This is a genomic window from Pseudomonas sp. BYT-1, assembly GCF_023611805.1.
GTDB classification, from domain to species: domain Bacteria; phylum Pseudomonadota; class Gammaproteobacteria; order Pseudomonadales; family Pseudomonadaceae; genus Aquipseudomonas; species Aquipseudomonas guariconensis.
Genome location: NZ_CP072559.1, coordinates 1,539,755 through 1,560,670 on the forward strand (window position 1 = coordinate 1,539,755; position 20,916 = coordinate 1,560,670).

17 protein-coding genes and 5 tRNA genes are annotated in these 20,916 nt (G+C 61.4%); 19 read left to right on the forward strand and 3 right to left on the reverse strand.

Features of this window, described 5'->3' with window-relative positions; translation table 11 throughout:
- Nucleotides 1-126: 126 nt before the first annotated feature.
- On the reverse strand, nucleotides 127-963 hold the full coding sequence (locus J5X93_RS07025; protein WP_250034598.1) for a hypothetical protein: 837 nt from the start codon (nucleotides 961-963) through the stop codon (nucleotides 127-129).
- A 388-nt stretch (nucleotides 964-1,351) separates the two neighbouring features.
- On the opposite strand from J5X93_RS07025, the gene alaS reads away from it, so the two are divergent.
- The 8 genes from alaS (at nucleotide 1,352) to mgtE (ending at nucleotide 8,145) form a co-directional block, all read left to right on the forward strand.
- On the forward strand, nucleotides 1,352-3,976 hold the full coding sequence (gene alaS, locus J5X93_RS07030; protein ID WP_043209414.1) for an alanine--tRNA ligase: 2,625 nt from the start codon (nucleotides 1,352-1,354) through the stop codon (nucleotides 3,974-3,976).
- Nucleotides 3,977-4,062: 86 nt separating this feature from the next.
- Complete coding sequence (locus tag J5X93_RS07035; RefSeq protein ID WP_043209416.1) at nucleotides 4,063-5,298, forward strand: aspartate kinase; 1,236 nt, start codon at nucleotides 4,063-4,065, stop codon at nucleotides 5,296-5,298.
- A gap of 167 nt (nucleotides 5,299-5,465) precedes the next feature.
- The gene (csrA, locus tag J5X93_RS07040) at nucleotides 5,466-5,654 is read left to right on the forward strand and encodes a carbon storage regulator CsrA (RefSeq protein ID WP_043209419.1); all 189 of its coding nucleotides are present in this window, start codon (nucleotides 5,466-5,468) and stop codon (nucleotides 5,652-5,654) included.
- A gap of 72 nt (nucleotides 5,655-5,726) precedes the next feature.
- A tRNA-Ser gene (locus tag J5X93_RS07045) sits at nucleotides 5,727-5,817 on the forward strand.
- A 106-nt stretch (nucleotides 5,818-5,923) separates the two neighbouring features.
- A tRNA-Arg gene (locus J5X93_RS07050) sits at nucleotides 5,924-6,000 on the forward strand.
- A 74-nt stretch (nucleotides 6,001-6,074) separates the two neighbouring features.
- Nucleotides 6,075-6,151, forward strand: a tRNA-Arg gene (locus J5X93_RS07055).
- A gap of 73 nt (nucleotides 6,152-6,224) precedes the next feature.
- Nucleotides 6,225-6,301, forward strand: a tRNA-Arg gene (locus J5X93_RS07060).
- Nucleotides 6,302-6,702: 401 nt separating this feature from the next.
- On the forward strand, nucleotides 6,703-8,145 hold the full coding sequence (gene mgtE / locus J5X93_RS07065; RefSeq protein WP_043210979.1) for a magnesium transporter: 1,443 nt from the start codon (nucleotides 6,703-6,705) through the stop codon (nucleotides 8,143-8,145).
- 68 nt (nucleotides 8,146-8,213) lie between these two features.
- Here mgtE and J5X93_RS07070 read toward each other — a convergent pair whose 3' ends face one another.
- Nucleotides 8,214-8,540: an Arc family DNA-binding protein gene (locus tag J5X93_RS07070; RefSeq protein WP_003254499.1), complete on the reverse strand. Its 327-nt coding sequence runs from the start codon at nucleotides 8,538-8,540 to the stop codon at nucleotides 8,214-8,216.
- A gap of 346 nt (nucleotides 8,541-8,886) precedes the next feature.
- On the opposite strand from J5X93_RS07070, the gene phnN reads away from it, so the two are divergent.
- The 10 genes from phnN (at nucleotide 8,887) to J5X93_RS07120 (ending at nucleotide 19,085) form a co-directional block, all read left to right on the forward strand.
- On the forward strand, nucleotides 8,887-9,486 hold the full coding sequence (gene phnN / locus J5X93_RS07075; RefSeq protein WP_043210976.1) for a phosphonate metabolism protein/1,5-bisphosphokinase (PRPP-forming) PhnN: 600 nt from the start codon (nucleotides 8,887-8,889) through the stop codon (nucleotides 9,484-9,486).
- A 194-nt stretch (nucleotides 9,487-9,680) separates the two neighbouring features.
- Nucleotides 9,681-9,755: transfer RNA gene (locus tag J5X93_RS07080), tRNA-Arg, on the forward strand.
- 165 nt (nucleotides 9,756-9,920) lie between these two features.
- On the forward strand, nucleotides 9,921-10,934 hold the full coding sequence (locus tag J5X93_RS07085; protein ID WP_250034878.1) for a LacI family DNA-binding transcriptional regulator: 1,014 nt from the start codon (nucleotides 9,921-9,923) through the stop codon (nucleotides 10,932-10,934).
- 82 nt (nucleotides 10,935-11,016) lie between these two features.
- Complete coding sequence (locus tag J5X93_RS07090; RefSeq protein ID WP_043210974.1) at nucleotides 11,017-11,787, forward strand: IolE/MocC family protein; 771 nt, start codon at nucleotides 11,017-11,019, stop codon at nucleotides 11,785-11,787.
- Entirely contained in the window at nucleotides 11,780-12,733 is a 954-nt protein-coding gene (locus J5X93_RS07095; protein ID WP_090345415.1) for a sugar kinase, read from the forward strand. The genes J5X93_RS07090 and J5X93_RS07095 overlap by 8 nt, the downstream gene beginning before the upstream one ends.
- A gap of 65 nt (nucleotides 12,734-12,798) precedes the next feature.
- On the forward strand, nucleotides 12,799-14,076 hold the full coding sequence (locus J5X93_RS07100) for an MFS transporter (protein ID WP_043210970.1): 1,278 nt from the start codon (nucleotides 12,799-12,801) through the stop codon (nucleotides 14,074-14,076).
- Nucleotides 14,077-14,085: 9 nt separating this feature from the next.
- Nucleotides 14,086-15,072 carry a 2-hydroxyacid dehydrogenase gene (locus tag J5X93_RS07105; RefSeq protein WP_043210968.1) on the forward strand — a complete coding sequence of 329 codons (987 nt, stop codon included), beginning with the start codon at nucleotides 14,086-14,088 and terminating at the stop codon, nucleotides 15,070-15,072.
- A 144-nt stretch (nucleotides 15,073-15,216) separates the two neighbouring features.
- Nucleotides 15,217-15,972, forward strand: coding sequence for a gluconate 2-dehydrogenase subunit 3 family protein (locus J5X93_RS07110; RefSeq protein WP_182941524.1), 756 nt, complete (start codon nucleotides 15,217-15,219; stop codon nucleotides 15,970-15,972).
- A 1-nt stretch (nucleotide 15,973) separates the two neighbouring features.
- Nucleotides 15,974-17,761: a GMC family oxidoreductase gene (locus J5X93_RS07115; RefSeq protein WP_250034600.1), complete on the forward strand. Its 1,788-nt coding sequence runs from the start codon at nucleotides 15,974-15,976 to the stop codon at nucleotides 17,759-17,761.
- A 10-nt stretch (nucleotides 17,762-17,771) separates the two neighbouring features.
- Complete coding sequence (locus tag J5X93_RS07120) at nucleotides 17,772-19,085, forward strand: cytochrome c (protein WP_250034601.1); 1,314 nt, start codon at nucleotides 17,772-17,774, stop codon at nucleotides 19,083-19,085.
- An 87-nt stretch (nucleotides 19,086-19,172) separates the two neighbouring features.
- Here the strand turns inward: J5X93_RS07120 and J5X93_RS07125 are convergent, their stop codons facing one another.
- Nucleotides 19,173-19,658 carry a hypothetical protein gene (locus tag J5X93_RS07125; protein WP_232092049.1) on the reverse strand — a complete coding sequence of 162 codons (486 nt, stop codon included), beginning with the start codon at nucleotides 19,656-19,658 and terminating at the stop codon, nucleotides 19,173-19,175.
- A 218-nt stretch (nucleotides 19,659-19,876) separates the two neighbouring features.
- Here J5X93_RS07125 and J5X93_RS07130 point away from each other — a divergent pair, with 218 nt between their 5' ends.
- Nucleotides 19,877-20,875, forward strand: a complete 999-nt coding sequence (locus J5X93_RS07130) for a diguanylate cyclase (RefSeq protein ID WP_043210958.1) — start codon at nucleotides 19,877-19,879, stop codon at nucleotides 20,873-20,875.
- Nucleotides 20,876-20,916 lie beyond the last annotated feature (41 nt).

Sequence of the window (20,916 nt, forward strand, 5' to 3'; positions counted from 1 at the left end):
GCGCGTCCGCGCCTTTCTTTGGCCAAGCTCATACCCAGATCCTGAACCTTGCCCCAAGGCCAAAAGCGGCCTCAGGGCAGGGGTTTTCATTGTGTCCGGCGCCGGTCTCAGCCGGCCTTGAGGTGGTCAGTCGCCCTGCGTTGGGGCTGGGAATAACATGCCGGACGCCAGGGTGTCGTATGCGTGTTGCAGCATCCGCAGGAGCGTGGTGAGCCCGTCGAGGCCTTCTGCATCGTAGGGATCATAGAGCACGACTGTGTAGTTTCCGCTCAACAGATGGGCGTACTTGTCCGGCATCGCCCTGTGCAGGTCGAAGCCGGGGCCCTGTTGGGGCGGGCCTGCATGGCATTGCATCAATACGATGTCAGGCACCGTGGCGTACTGCTTGCGCGCCGTATCCAATAGCCGGCTGAGCTGCGGATAGCCTGGCAGCAAGGCCAACTGCTCGAATACCCTTTCCTGGAACTGCGGTGTGCCGTAGAGATACAGATGGTCGATCGCCGTGACCTCGAATTGCGCCTGCGCGCCTGCGTTGCCGTCCACGCGCAGAGGAAGGGTGATGCCCTCGGTGAGATGCGCCGGGGCTTCCGTGCCCATGAACAGCAGATGAATGCGCTGCTTCGGCGAGGCTTGTTGGATGGTCAAAGGCTGGCCATCGGCTTGCAGGGTGAAGGCGCCTTCCTGGCGCAGTGTCACGTCGGTGGTGGTGAGCCAGACCAGGATTTCGTCGAATGTGCCGGCCACAGTCCCGGCGTCGATCGCTTCGATGAGCCTGCGCTGAACATGGACATTGCTTGCCTTGTAGAGATCAAACAGCTCGTAGTTGAAATAGACCCGTGCTGCGGTGAGCTGTGACTCGGTCGGATTGTCGTAGGCGATGGCCTCGTCCATCTCGCCGATAGCGACTTCCTGAACTTTGCCGTTGCCATCGATGATCTGTGCGTTTGCTGCTTGGGTTGTCATCAGCGTGACCTCCTTTGAATGGGGAGGGCAGGCTAAGTCGGTAGAGGGCGGACGCGTCGCTATACATGTAGGGCCGAAAAGGTGGCCCCTGTGCTAATGGGGGGGCAGTCCGATTCTGGCCGCCAATCTCTGATAAAAACCTTTTCATTCACCGTCTGTTCCATTTTCCATTCCCTTGGGCGGTAATGGGCTTGCCAGTGGCGAAAGGCTGCATTTAGCATCCGGCCATGTCTTTTTAATTTGCAAGCGCCTTAAAAGCCGTCGAAACGACGCTTTCTATCGCATAAACACACTGCACCTTGCTTGCAGGACCGATATAATGCGGCCCTTTGCCGTCGTTTCGTCGACGTGTTTGCCCCTTAGGGCCGCCGTTTCCGTGGAAGAACCTATGAAAAGCGCCGAAATCCGTGAAGCCTTCCTTCGCTTCTTCGAAGAGCAGGGACATACCCGAGTCGCCTCCAGTTCGCTGATCCCGAACAACGACCCGACCCTGCTGTTCACCAACGCAGGCATGAACCAGTTCAAGGACTGCTTCCTGGGTGCGGAGAAGCGCGCCTACACCCGTGCCGTGAGCAGCCAGAAGTGCGTACGCGCCGGCGGCAAGCACAACGACCTGGAAAACGTCGGTTATACCGCTCGTCACCACACGTTCTTCGAAATGCTGGGCAACTTCAGCTTCGGCGACTACTTCAAGCGCGATGCCATTACCTTCGCCTGGACCTTCCTGACCTCCGATAAGTGGCTGAACCTGCCGAAGGAAAAGCTCTGGGTCACCGTCTACGCCAGCGACGACGAAGCCTACGACATCTGGACCAAGGAAGTCGGCGTACCGGCCGAGCGCATGGTGCGCATCGGTGACAACAAGGGGGCGCCGTACGCTTCCGACAACTTCTGGACCATGGGCGACACCGGCCCATGCGGTCCATGCACCGAGATCTTCTACGATCACGGCCCGGACATCTGGGGCGGCCCACCCGGTTCGCCAGAAGAGGACGGCGACCGCTACATCGAGATCTGGAACAACGTCTTCATGCAGTTCAACCGCACCGCCGATGGCGTCCTGCACCCGCTGCCGGCCCCGTCGGTGGACACTGGGATGGGCCTGGAGCGCATCAGTGCGGTCATGCAGCACGTGCACTCGAACTATGAGATCGACCTGTTCCGCAGTCTGCTGGCCGCCGCGGCCAAGGCCATCGGTTGCAGCAACGACGATCAACCTTCGCTGAAAGTTGTCGCCGACCACATCCGTTCCTGCGGCTTCCTGATCGCCGATGGTGTACTGCCCTCCAACGAGGGCCGCGGCTATGTGTTGCGCCGCATCATCCGTCGTGCATGCCGTCACGGTAACAAGCTCGGCGCCAAGGGCAGCTTCTTCTACCAGATCGTCGCGGCCTTGGTGGCCGAAATGGGCGACGCCTTCCCTGAGCTCAAAGCCCAGCAGGCGCACATCGAGCGCGTTCTCAAGACCGAGGAAGAGCAGTTCGCCAAGACCCTGGAACAAGGCCTGCGCATCCTCGAACAGGACTTGGCCCAGCTCAAGGGTGACGTAGTGCCAGGTGACGTGGTGTTCAAACTGTACGACACCTACGGTTTCCCCATGGACCTCACTGCCGACATCGCCCGTGAGCGCGAACTGACCATCGACGAAGCCGGCTTCGAGCGCGAGATGGAGGCCCAGCGCGAGCGTGCCCGCTCCGCCAGCGCCTTCGGCATGGACTACAACAGCCTGGTGAAGGTCGATGTAGCCACTGACTTCCTCGGCTACAGCACCACCGAAGGCAAGGGCAAGGTCGTTGCCCTGTACAAGGATGGTCAGTCCGTCGAGCGACTGGGCGAAGGCGAGCAGGGCGTCGTGATCCTGGATCGCACCCCGTTCTACGCCGAGTCCGGTGGCCAGGTAGGTGACACCGGTTACCTGCAGGCCGGCGACATGCGTTTCGATGTGCGTGACACCACCAAGACCGGTGGCGCCTTCCTGCACCACGGCGTTGTCGCCAGTGGCGCGCTGAGCGTGGGTGCCGAGGTCGCGGCGCAGGTCGATGCCGACGTGCAGCACGCCACCTCGCTGAACCACTCCGCCACTCACCTGCTGCACGAAGCGCTGCGCCAAGTACTGGGCGAGCATGTCCAGCAGAAGGGTTCGTTGGTCGACAGCCAGCGCCTGCGTTTCGACTTCAGCCACTTCGAGGCGGTGAAGCCTGAACAGATCAAGGCGCTGGAAGACATCGTCAACCGCGAAGTGCGCAAGAATACTGCGGTGGAAACCGAGATCACCGACATCGAAACCGCCAAGCGCAAGGGCGCCATGGCCCTGTTCGGCGAGAAGTACGGCGATACCGTGCGCGTGCTGACCATGGGTGGCGACTTCTCGGTGGAGCTGTGCGGCGGTATCCATGCCAAGCGTACCGGTGATATCAGCCTGTTCAAGATCATCAGCGAGGGCGGCGTGGCCTCTGGCGTACGCCGTATCGAAGCGATCACCGGCGCCGCCGCGCTGGCCTACCTGAACGCTGCCGAAGAGCAGGTCAAGGAAGCCGCGCAGCTGGTCAAGGGCAATCGTGACAACCTGATCGACAAGCTGTCGGCTGTGCTCGAGCGCAACCGTCAGCTGGAAAAGCAGCTCGAGCAGCTGCAGGCCAAGGCCGCCAGCGCCGCCGGGGACGATCTCTCCAATGCGGCCGTTGAGGTCAAGGGCGCCAAGGTTCTCGCCGCTCGCCTGGATGGGCAGGACGGCAAGGCTCTGTTGGCCCTGGTCGATCAGCTGAAGAACAAGCTCGGCCACGCAGTGATCCTGCTGGGCAGCGAGCATGAGGGCAAGGTCGTGCTGGTGGCCGGCGTGACCAAGGACCTCTCCAGCCAACTCAAGGCTGGTGACCTGATGAAACAGGCCGCTGCGAAAGTCGGTGGCAAGGGCGGTGGCCGTCCGGACATGGCCCAGGGTGGTGGCGTCGACGTCGCTGCGCTGGACGATGCCCTGGCCCTGGCCGTGCCGTTCGCCGAGCAGGGGCTTTGAGATGACCGAGGCCCACTGTCTAGTAGTGGGCCTTGGCGTGATGGATTGTTTATTGGGTGCCCATCGTGGGCTGAGGCAGCTTTGAAATGGCGTTGATCGTACAGAAATTTGGCGGCACCTCTGTCGGTTCCATCGAGCGGATCGAGCAGGTTGCCGACAAGGTCAAGAAATTCCGCGACCAAGGCACCGACCTGGTGGTAGTGCTTTCGGCCATGAGCGGAGAAACCAATCGCCTGATCGACCTGGCCAAGCAGATTACCGATCATCCCGTCCCGCGTGAGCTGGATGTGATCGTATCGACTGGCGAACAGGTGACTATTGCCCTGTTGACCATGGCCCTGATCAAGCGTGGCGTGCCGGCAGTGTCCTACACCGGCAACCAGGTGCGAATCCTCACCGATAGTGCGCACAACAAGGCGCGCATCCTGCAGATCGACGACCAGAAGATTCGCGCCGACCTCAAGGCCGGTCGCGTAGTCGTGGTGGCAGGTTTCCAGGGGGTCGATGAGCACGGCAACATCACTACCCTCGGTCGTGGCGGCTCCGACACCACCGGCGTGGCCCTGGCGGCAGCGCTCAAGGCTGATGAGTGCCAGATCTACACCGATGTCGATGGTGTCTACACCACCGACCCGCGCGTGGTGCCACAGGCACAGCGCCTGGAGAAGATCACCTTCGAGGAGATGCTGGAAATGGCCAGCCTCGGCTCCAAGGTGCTGCAGATCCGCTCGGTCGAGTTCGCAGGCAAGTACAACGTTCCGCTGCGCGTGCTGCACAGCTTCAAGGAGGGTCCGGGTACCCTCATTACCATTGATGAAGAGGAATCCATGGAACAGCCGATCATTTCCGGTATCGCCTTCAACCGTGATGAAGCCAAGCTGACCATTCGCGGCGTGCCGGATACCCCCGGCGTTGCCTTCAAGATCCTCGGTCCGATCAGCGCGGCGAACATCGAAGTCGACATGATCGTGCAGAACGTCTCGCACGATAACACCACCGACTTCACCTTCACCGTGCACCGCAACGAGTACGAGAAGGCGCATAGCGTGCTGGAGAACACCGCCCGTGAAATCGGCGCCCGTGAAGTGATCGGCGACACCAACATCGCCAAGGTTTCCATCGTCGGCGTCGGCATGCGCTCCCACGCGGGTGTCGCCAGCCGCATGTTCGAAGCCCTGGCCAAGGAGAGCATCAACATCCAGATGATCTCCACCTCCGAGATCAAAGTCTCGGTCGTCATCGAAGAGAAGTATCTGGAGCTGGCTGTTCGCGCGCTGCACACCGCGTTCGAACTTGACGCTCCTGCCCGACAGGGCGAGTAAGACGCTGCCTGGAGGGGCGCGGCTTGCCGCGCCCTTCGCGTTTCTGGCTGTTGCGCAGGTACCTGTCCTGCCTCGCGCGATGGCTCACCTGGGCCTGCTGCTTTCCCGGCCTAGGCCCTGCCCATTACAGACTGTTGTCCCTGATTGAATTGCGTGAGGAGAAAGTTATGTTGATTCTGACTCGTCGGTGCGCCGAGAGCCTGATCATTGGAGACGGTGAGATCACCGTGACGGTCCTGGGTGTGAAAGGCAACCAGGTGCGCATTGGTGTGAGCGCCCCTAAAGAAGTGGCCGTTCACCGCGAAGAAATCTACCTGCGGATCAAGAAAGAGAAGGACGAAGAACCAACCCTTTAATTTTTATCGATTTTTTTTCAAAAAAGGGTTTGCAAACGGGGAAGGGTCTGGTTATTATACGCCCCGTGTTGCGGTGAGGTGGCCGAGTGGCCGAAGGCGCTCCCCTGCTAAGGGAGTATACCTCATAAGGGTATCGGGGGTTCGAATCCCCCCTTCACCGCCATTTTTCGTGTAGGGCGCTGTAATTGGCAGATCACTTAAGTCGTTGAAATTAAACGAAAAAGTGCTTGGCAAAGCGATTCAGCGAACTATAATGCACGGCAAGACACGGACTCATAGCTCAGCTGGATAGAGTACTCGGCTACGAACCGAGCGGTCGGAGGTTCGAATCCTCCTGAGTCCGCCATTTTAATGGGCGGTTTTGTTAAGTCAAAGCAGTTCATTCACCAGTGGTAACCTGGTCTAAAAAATACCACCTACGGACTCATAGCTCAGCTGGATAGAGTACTCGGCTACGAACCGAGCGGTCGGAGGTTCGAATCCTCCTGAGTCCGCCACTTTTGAGGCGGTTTTGCCAGTCAAGGCAGCTTCAGCAACCAGTGGTAATCTGGTCTAAAAATACCACCCTACGGACTCATAGCTCAGCTGGATAGAGTACTCGGCTACGAACCGAGCGGTCGGAGGTTCGAATCCTCCTGAGTCCGCCACACACCAAGAAGCCCGCTCGATTAGAGCGGGCTTTTTGTTTTTCCGTGTCGCTGAATTGTCAGCAATGTCGAACTAAGCTCATTCCAGGTGCGATGCCCTCAAGAACAGGTGTTGCACAGGTCTGACACATTCTGTCGTATGTGCTTTTTTCTTTTTTGCCGCCGTCGCACTGTTGGTTTCGAGCGTTGTCGTAGCTTTATCGCGCAAACGATTGTTCTGGCCAAAATTTTAAGCGATCTGACAGCTGATGCAGTGTATGATTGCGCCCGTCAGCCCCGCCGGGGCTAGTGGAATACCACCATGGACTTACCCAGTAGTTACTCGATAACACGATTTACCAAGCTAGATCTGACCGATTGATTCTCCCGGCGTGCTCCGCTGCTGGGAGTGGAGTTCGCCTATGACCGAAGTAGAAGTAAAGAAAGCCCAAGAGAGCCTGCAGGATCGCCTGGCCCAGGTGATCGAACTGTTGCAGCGCCAGCGGGTGGTCGAGGACCTGACGCACCGTCAGGAAGGTCACCACCACGATCTGGTGGAAAACCTTGTCCACCGTCAGAACCTGGTCGAGCTGCAGCGCAAGCTCGACGACCTGCACCCCGCCGACATCGCCTATATTCTTGAAGCTCTTCCGCTGGAAGACCGTCTGACGGTATGGCAGTTGGTGCGCTCCGAGCGTGACGGCGACATCTTGCTCGAAGTCTCCGACGCCGTACGCCAGACCTTGATCGCCGACATGGACGATCACGAGTTGCTCGCGGCCGCCAAGGAGATGGATGCGGACGAACTGGCCGACTTGGCGCCGGAATTGCCGCGAGATGTTGTCCATGAGCTAATGGAAAGCCTCGATGCGCAGCAGCGTGAGCGCGTACGCTCGGCCCTGAGCTACGACGAGGAGCAGGTCGGTGCGCTGATGGACTTCGAGATGGTGACCATCCGCGAAGACGTCAGCCTGGAAGTGGTGTTGCGTTACTTGCGCCGGCTCAAGGAGCTGCCTGGCCATACCGACAAACTGTTCGTGGTCGACTACGACGGCATCCTCAAAGGCGTGCTGCCGATCAAGCGTCTGCTGGTCAACGACCCGGAAAAGAAAGTCGCGGAGGTCATGGCCAATGACCCGGTGACCTTCCATCCCGAGGAAGATGCCTATGATGCCGCCCAGGCCTTCGAACGATACGATTTGATTTCCGCGCCAGTCGTGGACAAAAGTGACCGTTTGATCGGTCGTCTGACCATCGATGAAATGGTCGACCTCATCCGCGAGGAGAGTGAGAGCGAAGTGCTCAACATGGCGGGTCTGCGCGAAGAAGAAGACATCTTCGCTTCGGTCTGGCGTTCGCTGCGTAACCGCTGGGCATGGCTGGCCATTAACCTGATCACCGCCTTCGTGGCTTCGCGGGTCATTGGCCTGTTCGAAGGCTCCATCGAGAAGCTGGTCGCCCTGGCCGCCTTGATGCCGATCGTTGCGGGTATTGGTGGCAACTCTGGTAACCAGACGATCACCATGATCGTACGTGCCATGGCACTGGACCAAGTCTCGCCGGGTAATACCGGTCGTCTGATGCGCAAGGAGCTGGCGGTTTCGCTGCTCAATGGCCTGATCTGGGGTGGGGTGATAGGTGCAGTGGCCTTCTGGCTTTATGGCAGTTGGTCGCTGGGGCTGGTGATGACCGGCGCGATGACGCTGAACCTGTTGCTGGCTGCGTTGATGGGAGTACTCATTCCGATGACCCTGACCCGTCTGGGGCGCGACCCAGCGATGGGGTCGAGTGTCATGATCACTGCCGTGACCGACAGTGGTGGTTTCTTCATCTTTTTAGGGTTGGCCACCTTGTTCCTGCTCTGAGCATCCGGACCAGATCTGCAATAAAAAAAGCCAGCATTGAGCTGGCTTTTTTATGGGTGGTGCAAAACTCAGGAAGCGTCTGCAGCCATTTCCACATCGTGAGCGATGAGGGCGACCAGCGCGTTCTGCTGGCGGTGGGAGAGTTGGCGGAAGCGCTGCAGCAGCTCGCGCTCATGCAGACTCAGCTCGGGACTGTCCAGGCGCATGCTCAGCTCGTCGCCCAGCGCACCTTCCTGGATAAGGCTTTGTTCCAGGCGTGCGATGATCTCGGAGTTCATGCTGCGGTGGTGGTTGCGCGCTACCTCGGCAATGCGCTCACGCATTCCGTCTGGCAGGCGGACGACGAACTTGTCAGCGGTGCGGCTTGAATAGATAGCCTGTTTCATTGGGCGCATATACATTGACCGGTTTTTCTGGTTCAGGGGAAGCGGTTCTCAAATTGGCCGCACGGTGGTGGCTACGACCGTGGCGGTGACAAAATGTTCAACCGTGTTCTCAAATCTGGGTGCTCATCTTGCCCTATGGCCGCCGTTTCATTGGCGTCAATTCTGTGACAAATAGTGATCCGAATAAAGGCTTTTTGCCAGTACCAATTATCAGAAATGAGTACTGGTTTGAAAAGTTTTGCTTTTTTCGACCCGTGAGGCTGTCAGTTTATTGCCGCCAAAATCTGTCAAAAATCAGCAATGGCTATAGAAAATCCTTAAAATATGCAGGTTCCCTCATTTGAGCATAGTGGCTATGCGACATGACGCAAGCGGGACGTCCCGGCTGGGAGGTCGCCTGATATTTCTGATAGGACCGTCTGGATCGGGAAAAGATTCCCTTATTGATGCTGCGCGCGTGCATTTACTCGAAAACGGCGTCGAAGTCGCCAGACGCGTCATTACCCGATCGGCCGAGTCCAGGGGGGAGGCTGCCCTTAGCGTCAGCCCCGAGGTGTTCGAGCAGATGTGCGAGGACGGGGAATTTGCCATGCACTGGCAGGCCAACGGCCTGCAGTATGGGATTCCGGTGCAGGTGAATGAATGGCTGTCCAGTGGTCGCCATGTCTTGGTCAATGGGTCTCGTGGTTATTTGCCAGAAGCGCGCCGGCGGTATCCAAACCTGCTGGCCATTCGCCTGGAAGTGGCGCCCCAGGTGCTTCGTGAGCGGCTGTTGACCAGGGGGCGGGAGTCAGTGGAGCAGGTCGAGCAGCGCCTGGCGCGCAGTGCCCTGTTGCAGGCCGGAGATGACCCTGACGTGCATGTGCTGGACAACTCGACTTCCCTGGCCGATACCGTCAAGGCCTTGCTGCGCTTGCTGGTCGAGGAGGGCGTGATCGCGCAGCCGGCTGTCTAGGCATGACCCGCTTGGAGGTGCCGTTCCTGCGGGCCTGAGCAGTCTTGCTTTGCTGAAAAGGGCTACGGCTAAAAAGCCGATTCAGGCATGACAAACGGTTGAACGCTGGTTAAGATGCTCGCCGCCTTCGCACACCAGTCTGGCTGCTGCGAAGCATCTTGAATGGAGCTCCCCATGTGGGAGTCCAGCTATCCGTCCTCGTAGTTTAATGGATAGAACGGGGCCCTCCTAAGGCCTTGATGCAGGTTCGATTCCTGCCGGGGACGCCATCTTTCGGTAATGCTGCATTACCTTTTCGTCCCCCATCACCGATCATCAAGCAATCAGTCCCCCTTGGGATTTTCGATTGACGGAATTCCGTATCCCTGATTTATTGAAACCGTTTTCATAACCCTGCCCATAAGTACAGACAAGAAGGTCATAGGGTGAACAAGATGCATGCGCCTGCCCGCGGGCGGGTCACCATCAGCGAGGTAGCCCAGGCTGCCGGCGTTTCCAAGGCTACGGTTTCGCGCTACATCGGCGGCGACCGGCAATTGCTCGCCGATGCCACTGCCCAACGTATCGAGGCGGTGATCGAACGGCTCGGTTATCGCCCCAATCGTATGGCCAGCGCGCTCAAGCGAGGCCGTACCGGCCTGATCGGCATGCTGCTGGCCGATATCCGAAACCCTTATTCCGTGGCGGTGATGCATGGCGTCGAGCTGGCTTGCCGCCAGCATGGCTACAGCTTGGTGGTGTGCAACACCGACTGCGATGACGAACAGGAGTGCCTGCACTTGCAGGCGCTGCAGTCGTACAACGTCGATGGTCTGATCGTGAACACCCTTGGCCACCATGCGGGTGAGTTGGCCAGCTTGGGCCGCGAGCTGCCGATGGTGTTGGTGGACCGACAACTGGCCGAGCTGCAGACCGACCTGGTGGGGCTAGACAACACCGACGCCGTCGAACAAGCATTGGAGCACCTGCAGCGGCAAGGTTATCGCGACATCCTGGCGGTCACCGAGCCCCTCGATGGCACCAGTTCGCGTCAGGAGCGGGTGTCTGCGTTCCAGGCGTCCATCGCACGCAGGCCCGGCATGCGCGGTCAAGTCCTGGAAGTGAGCAGTCGCCTGCCGGAGCAGTTGGCAGGATTTTTGGCGGGCGCAGGTCATGGTCCGCAGGCGCTGTTCAGCTGCAACGGTGTGGCTACCCTTGAAGTCATGCGGCATCTGCACCGACGTGCCGAGCATCCGTTCCATAATCTGGGCCTGGTCTCCCTCGATGATCTGGATTGGTACCCGTTGGTCGGGGGCGGCATCACTGCCCTGGCACAACCCACTGAGCGCATCGGCGCGGCCGCGTTCCAGTGCCTGCTGGAGCGTATGCAAGGCAGTCGATTGCCCGCCCGGCGCCTGGACCTTCGTGCTGAACTCATCGTTCGAGGTTCCAGCCGACCCATTGACTGAAAAACAGCGCGGCCTGCGTGTCGCGCTGTTTTTTACCTGGAAATGAAACCGGTTTCATTCGACAAGAACAAGGACTACAACGATGCACGCGAACCCTGTTTCCATCAGCCTGTCGAGCTTCGGCGCCGATACCGTACGCCACCATGGTCAGCTCGCTTACCTGCCTCTGCTGGCTGCGGCCGGTGCGTGTCGCGTGGAGTGGCGCGAGGAGTTGTTCGAGGCATGGCCTGACGCCGCCGAACTTGCCAGTGCCAGTGCGGCGCTGGGCCTGGAAAGCCTGTTCTCCACACCGCTGGAACTGTGGCGCGAGGATGGCAGTTTGGAGCCGCACGTGGCGGGACGGTTGCAATTGGCCAACGAGGTTGGTGCTGTAGCCTTGAAGGTCTCCCTCGGCCACTATCGCGAGAGTTGCGACCTTCAGGCCTTGCGCCCATTGCTGGGGCAGGGGACAGCCCTCTACGTGGAGAACGACCAGACCGTTCAAGGCGGGCGTCTGCAGCCGCTGCTGAGCTTCTTCCAGCGTGCTGCGAACCTAGGCCTGGCACCGGGCATGACCTTCGATATCGGTAACTGGTACTGGCAGGACGAGTGTCCCCTGCAGGCCGCGCGGGCCTTGGGACCCTGGGTGCGTTACGTGCACTGCAAGGCCGTCGAGCGCCGCACCGATGGCCGCAGGGCGGCGATCCCGCCGCAAGCGAGCGATTTGGCCGATTGGCGTGAGCTGATGGCCTGTTTTGCCCCAGGCGTGCCGCGGGCAATCGAGTACCCCCTGGTGAGTGACGATCTATTGACGTTCACGCGTGAGCAGGTTGTGCAGTTGGCCGCGCTCGAGGCGGAGGTGTGCCATGGCTGACTGGGACGTGCTCTGCTTCGGCGAAACCATGGCCATGTTCGTGGCCGAGCAGTGTGGCGATCTGGCCCAGGTCGAGGGATTCGCCAAGCGCATCGCCGGAGCCGACAGCAATGTGGCCATCGGCCTGGCCCGCCTGGGTCTGAAAGTGAACTGGCTGAGCCGGGTGGGCGCCGACTCTCTCGGCGCCTTCGTGCTCGCCAGCCTGCGCCGTGAGGGGCTGAGCTGTGACGACGTCGAAATCGACCCTGAACATCCGACAGGTTTTCAACTCAAGGCCCGCTGCGACGACGGGCGAGATCCGCAGGTCGAGTATTTTCGTCGTGGCTCTGCGGCCAGTCACCTGTCATCCGCTGTGCTACGGCCAAGCCTGCTCAAAGCGCGACACCTCCATGCCACGGGTATCCCACCAGCCTTGTCGGCATCTTGCCGTGAACTTTCCCACAGTTTGCTGGATGCCATGCGTGCCTGTGGGCGGAGTGTGTCCTTCGACCCGAACCTACGCCCGTCGCTGTGGCCGAACTTGCAGACCATGGTGCAGGAAATCAATGCCCTGGCGATCAAGGCCGACTGGGTGCTACCGGGCCTGGAGGAGGGGCGTCTGCTGACCGGCAGGCAGTCACCCGAGGCCATCGCCGGCTTCTACTTGGAGCGTGGTGTGCAGCAGGTGGCAATCAAGCTTGGGGCACAAGGCGCGTACTACCGCAATACCGCGGGCGCCGAGGGCATGGTAGCGCCGCAGCCGGTGGCCCAGGTGGTGGATACGGTGGGGGCGGGCGATGCCTTTGCCGTCGGCGTGATCAGCGCCTTGCTCGAAGGCCACGACCTGCGTCGCGCCGTGACGCGCGGCAACTGGTGTGGCAGCCGGGCTGTGCAATCGCGCGGAGACATGGAAGGGCTGCCGCAACGCTTTGAGCTGGACCATTTCGAGATGCGCGCGAGCGCATGACGACCGAACCTGCCGGCCTGGCCGGGACCTGTTGCAACAAGAACAAAAAGCTCAGGAGACACACCATGCAGATCGACCGAATTGCTCCACGGCGTTGGTGGTACATCATGCCGATCGTCTTCATCACCTACAGCCTCGCTTACCTCGACCGTGCCAACTACGGTTTCGCGGCGGCCTCAGGCATGGCCGATGACTTGCACATCACCCCGGCCCTGTCCTCGCTGCTGGGGGCGCTGTTCTTTCTCGGTTATTTCTTCTTCCAAGTTCCCGGCGCCATCTATGCCGAAAAGCGCAGCGTGAAGAAACTCATTTTCGTCAGCCTGATCCTTTGGGGTGGGCTGGCGACGCTCACGGGCATGGTCCAGGACGTCTACCTGTTGATCGGCATCCGCTTTTTGTTGGGTGTGGTCGAGGCGGCGGTGATGCCGGCCATGCTGATCTACCTGTGCCACTGGTTCACCCGGGCCGAGCGCTCGCGGGCCAATACCTTCCTGATCCTCGGCAACCCGGTGACCATCCTCTGGATGTCGGTGGTTTCCGGCTACCTGGTCAAGCACTTCGACTGGCGCTGGATGTTCATCATCGAAGGGTTGCCTGCCGTGCTCTGGGCTTTCATCTGGTGGCGCCTGGTGGATGACCGCCCAGAACAGGCCAAGTGGCTGGCCGCGCAAGACAAGGCAGCGCTGCGCGAGGCTCTGGCCGCAGAGCAGCAGGGCATCAAGCCGGTGAAGAACTACCGCGAAGCCTTCCGCTCGCCCAAGGTGATCATCCTGTCGTTGCAATACTTCTGCTGGAGCATTGGGGTCTACGGCTTCGTGCTCTGGCTGCCATCGATTCTCAAGCAGGCTGCCGCGCTGGACATCGTTACCGCTGGCTGGCTGTCGGCGGTCCCCTACCTGGGGGCGGTGCTGGCCATGCTGGGCGTGTCCTGGGCCTCGGACCGGATGCAAAAGCGCAAACGCTTCGTCTGGCCGCCATTGCTGATCGCCGCCTTGGCGTTCTATGGCTCCTATGTTCTGGGCACCGAGCACTTCTGGTGGTCCTACACGTTGCTGGTGATTGCCGGTGCCTGCATGTACGCCCCCTATGGCCCGTTCTTCGCCATCGTCCCGGAGCTGCTGCCGAGCAATGTCGCCGGTGGTGCCATGGCCCTGATCAACAGCATGGGGGCCTTGGGCTCGTTTTCCGGCTCGTGGTTGGTGGGCTACCTCAATGGCGCCACGGGTGGCCCAGGTGCCTCCTACCTGTTCATGTGCGGCGCGCTGCTGGTGGCTGTGGCCCTGACCGCCGTTCTCAACCCTTCGCAACAGGTGCAGCGCCCGCGCCTGGCGCCCAGTCAATAGGATCCGACCATGAAGAAACGCATCGTTCTCTACAAACGCCTGTCCGATCAGCTCATGCAGCGTTTGCAGGCCCACACCGAAGTGACGCTGGTCGAGGCGCCCGCGGCCGACGGTCTGGCCCGCCTGCGCGCGGCACTGCCAGGCGCCCACGGCCTGCTGGGTGCGAGCCTGCGCCTGGGCGACGAACTGCTCGACCTGGCGCCGGAACTGGAGGTGGTCTCCAGCGTTTCGGTGGGGGTGGACAACTACGACATCGCTGAGCTGGACCGGCGCGGTGTCTTGCTGACCAACACCCCCGACGTGCTCACCGAGACCACAGCCGACACCGGGTTCGCCCTGCTGCTGGCCTGCGCAAGGCGGGTCGTGGAGCTGGACGGCTGGATCCGCGACGGCCATTGGCGCGCCGGGATAGGCCCTGCGCAGTTTGGTTGCGACGTGCATGGCAAGACCCTCGGTATCGTCGGCATGGGTCGTATCGGTGAGGCCTTGGCGCGCAGGGCCAACGCTGGTTTTGGCATGCAGGTGCTGTATCACACCCGCCAGCCGCGCCCCGAGGTGGAGGCGCGTTACGGGGCACGCCATCGCAGTCTTCAGGCCTTGTTGGCCGAGTCGGATTTCGTCTGCCTGTGCGTGCCCCTGAGCGCGCAAACCGAGAACCTCATCGGTGCCCCTGAGCTGGCCTTGATGAAGCCTTCGGCGATCTTGGTGAACATCTCCCGTGGTCGCGTGCTGGACGAGCCTGCCGTGTTGCAGGCCTTGCGTGAGCGGCGCATTCGCGGTGCCGGGCTGGATGTCTTCGTGCAGGAGCCGTTGCCGGCGAACTCGCCGCTGTTGCAACTGGACAACCTGGTGGTGACCCCGCACATCGGCTCGGCCACCGAAGAGACCCGTGAAGCCATGGCGCGCTGTGCGGTGGACAACCTGCTCGCGGCATTGGCAGGCGAGCGTCCGGCGAACCTGGTCAACCCCCAGGCCTGGGAGCGCCGGGCAGGGTAATCCCGCGTTCCCCCCCTCGCAGGCTTGCCTGCGAGGGCGTCGCTACAACCCCGATGTCTATGCTTTACCCAAAACAACAGCCCCGACCAACGGAGCGTATGCCTTGCACGACCTGATTGACCTATTGAAGAAGAGACCTGAGCCATGTCCAACGACGAACCTGCCTTCGCACAACCGGCGCGGCGCGAGTTCTTGCGAAAATCCCTGACGCTCATCCCGGTGGCGACCCTCGCCAGCACCGGCATGGGTAGCGTGGTGCTCGCTGAAACCGCCAAGCCTGCCGATCCCTCACCTGCCGCTGCTCCTGAACAGGGAAGGGCGCGTGCCTATCAGCCGACCTTTTTCACTGCCGAGGAGTGGGCCTTCATCAGCGCCGCCGTGGCCGTGCTGATTCCATCCGACGCACTCGGCCCGGGCGCCGCCGAAGCCGGCGTGCCGGAGTTCATCGACCGTCAGCTCAATACGCGCTATGGCAGCGGCGGCATGTGGTACATGCAGGGGCCGTTCCGCCCGGATGCCCCGGCCGAACTGGGCTACCAGCTCAAGCTCAGCCCACAGGAGATCTACCGCCTGGGCATCCAGGAGACCGATGCCTGGTGCCAGGCGCAATGGGGCAAACCGTTCGCCGAGCTGGGCCCGGCCCAACAGCAGCAAGCCCTGGAAGCGTTGGACAGCGGCCAGGCAGCACTTGCCTCGGTACCGGCGGTGACCTTCTTCGCCATGCTCTGGCTCAATACCCGCGAAGGCTTTTTCAGTGACCCACTGCACGGTGGCAACCAAGGGCTGGCCGGCTGGAAGCTGATTGGCTTCCCTGGCGCGCGCGCCGATTTCATGGATTGGGTGGAGCGCGATGAGCGTTACCCCTTCCCGCCGGTATCGATCAGTGGCGAGCGAGGTTGAGATGGCCCAAGTGATGAAGAAAGTCGATGCAGTCATCGTCGGGTTCGGCTGGACCGGCGCGATCATGGCCAAGGAGCTGACCGAGGCAGGCTTGCACGTGGTGGCGCTGGAGCGAGGCCCTGCCCGTGACACCTACCCGGACGGGGTCTATCCGCAGACCATGGACGAGCTGACCTACAACTCGCGCAAGAAGCTGTTCATGGACATCTCTCGCGAAACCGTGACCTTGCGCCACAGCGTGAACGACCTTGCCGTCCCGTACCGCCAGTTCGGCGCTTTCCTGCCTGGCACAGGCACCGGTGGGGCAGGGCTGCACTGGTCAGGCGTGCACTTTCGGGTCGACCCGATGGAACTGCGCATGCGCAGCCATTACGAGGAACGTTATGGCAAGGCTTTCATCCCTGAGGGCATGACCATCCAAGACTTTGGTGTCAGCTACGAAGAGCTCGAGTCGTACTTCGATTTCGCCGAAAAAGTCTTTGGCACCTCCGGCACCGCCTGGACGATCAAGGGGCAGGTGGTGGGCCGCGACAAAGGTGGCAACCCGTTCGCTGCGGACCGCTCCGATGACTTCCCGCTGCCGGCGCAAAAGAACACCGTTTCGGCGCAGCTGTTCGAGAAGGCTGCCCGGGAAGTGGGCTACCACCCCTACAACCTGCCTTCGGCCAATACCTCCGGGCCTTACACCAACCCTTACGGCGCGCAGATGGGGCCGTGCAATTTCTGCGGATTCTGCAGTGGCTACGCCTGCTACATGTATTCCAAGGCATCGCCCAATGTGAACATTCTTCCGGCCCTGCGCCAGGTGCCGAACTTCGAGCTGCGCAACAATGCCCATGTGCTGCGGGTGAACCTCAATGCCGAGAAGAACCTCGCCACCGGCGTGACCTACGTCGATGCCCAGGGCCGTGAAGTGGAGCAACCGGCGGACCTGGTGATCCTCGGTGCGTTCCAGTTCAACAATGTGCGCCTGATGCTGCTCTCGGGCATCGGCAAGCCGTACGATCCGATCAGCAATGAAGGCGTCGTGGGCCGCAACTTCGCCTTCCAGAACCTCTCCACCGTGACGGCGTTCTTCGACAAGAACAGCCACCACACCAACCCGTTCATCGGCGCCGGGGGCAATGGCGTGGCGGTGGACGATTTCAATGCCGACAACTTCGACCACGGCCCCGAAGGGTTCGTGGGCGGCTCGCCGTTCTGGGTCAACCAGGCCGGGACCAAACCCATCTCCGGTACCAAGGTGCCGCCGGGCACGCCCAAATGGGGCAGCGCCTGGAAAGCCGCAGTGGCCGATAGCTACAGCCATATGCTGTCGATGGATGCCCATGGTGCGCATCAGTCCTATCGCGACAACTACCTGGATCTGGACCCGGTGTACAAGGACGCCTACGGCCAGCCGCTGTTGCGCATGACCTTCGACTGGAAGGACAACGACGTGAAGATGAATCGCTTCATGGTCGAGCGCATGCGCAAGATCGCCGAGGCCATGGGGCCCAAGGCGATCACCGCGTCGATGAAGGCGTTCGGTCAGCATTTCGACGCCACGGTGTACCAGACCACTCATTTGAATGGCGGGGCGATCATGGGCACCGATCCGAAGACCAGCGCGATCAATCGGTACCTGCAAAGCTGGGATGTCCACAACGTGTTCGTGCCAGGCGCTTCGGCCTTCCCACAAGGGCTGGGCTACAACCCCACCGGTCTGGTAGCGGCGCTGACGTACTGGTCGGCGCGGGCCATTCGCGAGCAGTACCTGAAAAATCCCGGCCCGCTGGTGCAGGCATAGGAGGCCGACCATGAAACGTATTCTGATCGCCGCCCTGAGCCTGGGCGCCAGCACCCTGTTGCACGCAGCCCAGATGAGCGACCCGGCGTTGATCAAGCAGGGCGAATACCTCGCCCGGGCTGGGGATTGCGTGGCCTGCCACACCGCCAAGGGGGGCAAGCCCTTCGCCGGTGGGCTGCCCATGCAGACGCCCATCGGCACGATCTATTCGACCAACATCACCCCGGATCCGACCGGCATTGGCGACTACAGCCTCGAAGACTTCGAGCGTGCCGTGCGCCAGGGCATCGGGCTGAACGGCAGCACGTTGTATCCGGCCATGCCCTATCCGTCCTATGCGCGGGTCAGCGATGACGACATCAAGGCCTTGTATGCCTATTTCATGCACGGCGTGCAGCCGGTTGAGCAGGCAAACAAAGAGAGCGATATCCCCTGGCCGCTGAGCATGCGCTGGCCGCTGGCGTTCTGGCGTGGTTTGTTCGCACCTGAGGTCAAACCGTTCGACGCAGCAGGACGTGACCCGGTACTGGCCCGTGGCGCCTACCTGGTCGAAGGCCTTGGCCACTGCGGCGCCTGCCATACGCCCCGGGCTTTGACCATGCAGGAAAAAGCCCTGGATGCTGCCGGTGGGGATGCCTACCTCTCCGGCAGCGCGCCGCTGGAAGGCTGGATCGCCAAGAACCTGCGAGGGGATCACAAGGATGGCCTGGGCAGTTGGAGCGAGGCGCAAATCGTCGCCTTCCTCAAGACCGGGCGAAACGAGCGTACCGCGGTATTCGGTGGCATGAGCGATGTGGTCGAGCACAGCATGCAGTACATGACCGAGGCCGACCTGACTGCCATTGCCCGCTACCTGAAGTCCTTGCCACCGTTGAATCCGGACGACAAGCCATTCCAGGAAGATCGCCAGGTCGCCGAGGCATTGTGGAAAGGGGACGATACCAAGCCCGGCGCGGCTCTCTACGTGGACAACTGCGCTGCCTGTCATCGCACCGATGGCAAGGGCTATGCGCGGGTGTTCCCGGCGTTGGCGGGCAACCCGGTGTTGCAGAGCGCTGATGCCACCTCGTTGATCCACATCGTGCTCGACGGCTATACCCTGCCGGCCACGGCAACTGCGCCATCGACGTTCACCATGCCGGGTTTCGCCTGGCGCATGACGGACCAGGAGGTAGCCGATGTGGTCAACTTCATTCGCAGCAGTTGGGGTAACCAGGCAGCGTCGGTGACGGCCAGCCAGGTGGCTGATTTGCGCACCGCGCCTCGGCCTGCACTGAAGGCGCAGTCGCTGATCGGCGATACCATAGGAGTGAAGGAGCCGTGAGGTGACAGGGGGCCGCGTTGCGGCCCATCCCAGGCGTGGCCAGCTCCCACAAGCGCAGCGCTAGCCTTGTGGGAGGTGGCTGCGCGCTTACAGCTCCACGTCCTGGCGCCCGGCCATCTTCGCCTGGGTCTTGAGCTCTACGTCTTCTTGCATTCGCTGGGCGATCTGCTGGTCGATCTTTTCCTTCTGCTCAGGCGGCAAGGCGTTGTATTCCTCCTCGCTCAGGCCCAGCTCGGCGAGGTACTTCTCCTTGATCTTCTCTTCCGGTGATTTGGCCATGTAGTCGCGGAACGCCTCCAGGGCACCGCTGGTGTCCTGCTCGTTGACGCTGGCCTGCTGGCGCGCGGCGACGTCCGGGTTCTGCAGCATCACCATGAGTTTGGCGAAGGCTTCCTTGCGTGCATCCTCGGCGTTCTGCCCGGAGGTGCTGCTCTGGCCGTTCTGCTGTGGCGTGGCGGTGGCAGGGGCGACGGGCAGGCGCATCGGCAGCACTGCGGCCAACGGCTGCTCGGCGCCGGTGCGGTTGTACTGCTGAACGGCAGTCTGCCAGCCCAGGCCATTAAGGGTGATCATCAGGTTTGCTCCTTGCGAATCAATGACGCCACCGAAGGGGCAAAACCTGTGCCAGCGGCTTGAAAAGGCATGAAAGCGGCCGCATCGGCTATCTGGATCCAATCGAGTTTGGCGCTAAGCTTGCCATTCAGAGGCACAGGTTTGCCGCTTGGCGGCAATCACCATGACCATCAGCAGCCCAGAAAGGCGCAGTTGCTGGACACCAGGAGAGAGCGTCCATGAGTCAGCAGTCCAGGCCGATGCCTGCCGGCTTCAGCGAGCAGCAACTGCATACCTTGTTCGACCTTATCAGCGACGGCATCTGGGATTGGGATGCCAACTCCGGGTACGTGTACCGCAACCCTGGCTGGTACGCCATGCTCGGCTACGAGAGCCACTCGATGGCCAACACCGTGCTGACCTGGGAGAGCGTGATCCACCCCGAGGACTACCCACGGGTGATGGCCCACTTCGAGGCTTACATCAACCAGCGCAACGAGCGCTACCGCATCGAATACCGTTGCCGCTGCCAGGATGGCAGCTATCTGTGGATCGAAGACAGCGGCCACATTATCGCCCGCAACGAAGATGGCTCGGTGGCGCGCATGCTCGGCGCCCACCGCAACATCGACGCGGGCAAGCGCTTGGTGATCGAACTGCAGCAGAGGAACCAGTCGCTGGAAACCCAGGTAGCCGAGCGTACCCGCGAGCTGTCCTGGGTCAATCAGCAACTGCAGCGCCAGCTTGACGAGAATCTCGAGCTCGCCGAGCGCGACGCCCTGACCCGCACCGCCAATCGTTATCGGCTGGAAAAGACCCTACGCCAGGAGTGCGAGCGTGCCCGGCGCTTCCGCCAGCCGTTGTCGCTGATCGTCATGGATGTGGACGATTTCAAGCCGATCAACGACCGCTACGGCCATGCCCGAGGCGATGCAGCGCTGGTCGAGGCGGTGGAGCGCGTCCGGGCGTGTTTGCGCAAGCAGGACCTGCTGGCGCGCTGGGGAGGCGACGAATTTGTCGCCGTCTTGCCCCAGACCCCGGTGGAGCAAGCGGTGGAGCTGGCCACGCAGATCCGCCAGGCGCTGGACGACATGGAGCCGATCGGCGATTGTCGCCTGTCCATGAGTTTTGGCGTGGTGCGCTGGCAGGACGATGAGGACCAGCATGGTCTGTTGGCGCGCGCTGACCAAGCGCTTTACCGGGCCAAGGCTGCGGGCAAGAACACCATCTTCGAGTGAGGGCCACCCCCTGTTCTTGAGCGTCGTGCGCACCTTAGGGG

Coding starts and splice junctions, on each gene's coding strand:
- J5X93_RS07025 (WP_250034598.1), bottom strand. CDS start 963: ATGACAACCCAAGCAGCAAACGCACAGATCATCGATGGCAACGGCAAA.
- alaS (WP_043209414.1), top strand. CDS start 1,352: ATGAAAAGCGCCGAAATCCGTGAAGCCTTCCTTCGCTTCTTCGAAGAG.
- J5X93_RS07035 (WP_043209416.1), top strand. CDS start 4,063: ATGGCGTTGATCGTACAGAAATTTGGCGGCACCTCTGTCGGTTCCATC.
- csrA (WP_043209419.1), top strand. CDS start 5,466: ATGTTGATTCTGACTCGTCGGTGCGCCGAGAGCCTGATCATTGGAGAC.
- mgtE (WP_043210979.1), top strand. CDS start 6,703: ATGACCGAAGTAGAAGTAAAGAAAGCCCAAGAGAGCCTGCAGGATCGC.
- J5X93_RS07070 (WP_003254499.1), bottom strand. CDS start 8,540: ATGCGCCCAATGAAACAGGCTATCTATTCAAGCCGCACCGCTGACAAG.
- phnN (WP_043210976.1), top strand. CDS start 8,887: ATGCGACATGACGCAAGCGGGACGTCCCGGCTGGGAGGTCGCCTGATA.
- J5X93_RS07085 (WP_250034878.1), top strand. CDS start 9,921: ATGCATGCGCCTGCCCGCGGGCGGGTCACCATCAGCGAGGTAGCCCAG.
- J5X93_RS07090 (WP_043210974.1), top strand. CDS start 11,017: ATGCACGCGAACCCTGTTTCCATCAGCCTGTCGAGCTTCGGCGCCGAT.
- J5X93_RS07095 (WP_090345415.1), top strand. CDS start 11,780: ATGGCTGACTGGGACGTGCTCTGCTTCGGCGAAACCATGGCCATGTTC.
- J5X93_RS07100 (WP_043210970.1), top strand. CDS start 12,799: ATGCAGATCGACCGAATTGCTCCACGGCGTTGGTGGTACATCATGCCG.
- J5X93_RS07105 (WP_043210968.1), top strand. CDS start 14,086: ATGAAGAAACGCATCGTTCTCTACAAACGCCTGTCCGATCAGCTCATG.
- J5X93_RS07110 (WP_182941524.1), top strand. CDS start 15,217: ATGTCCAACGACGAACCTGCCTTCGCACAACCGGCGCGGCGCGAGTTC.
- J5X93_RS07115 (WP_250034600.1), top strand. CDS start 15,974: ATGGCCCAAGTGATGAAGAAAGTCGATGCAGTCATCGTCGGGTTCGGC.
- J5X93_RS07120 (WP_250034601.1), top strand. CDS start 17,772: ATGAAACGTATTCTGATCGCCGCCCTGAGCCTGGGCGCCAGCACCCTG.
- J5X93_RS07125 (WP_232092049.1), bottom strand. CDS start 19,658: ATGATCACCCTTAATGGCCTGGGCTGGCAGACTGCCGTTCAGCAGTAC.
- J5X93_RS07130 (WP_043210958.1), top strand. CDS start 19,877: ATGAGTCAGCAGTCCAGGCCGATGCCTGCCGGCTTCAGCGAGCAGCAA.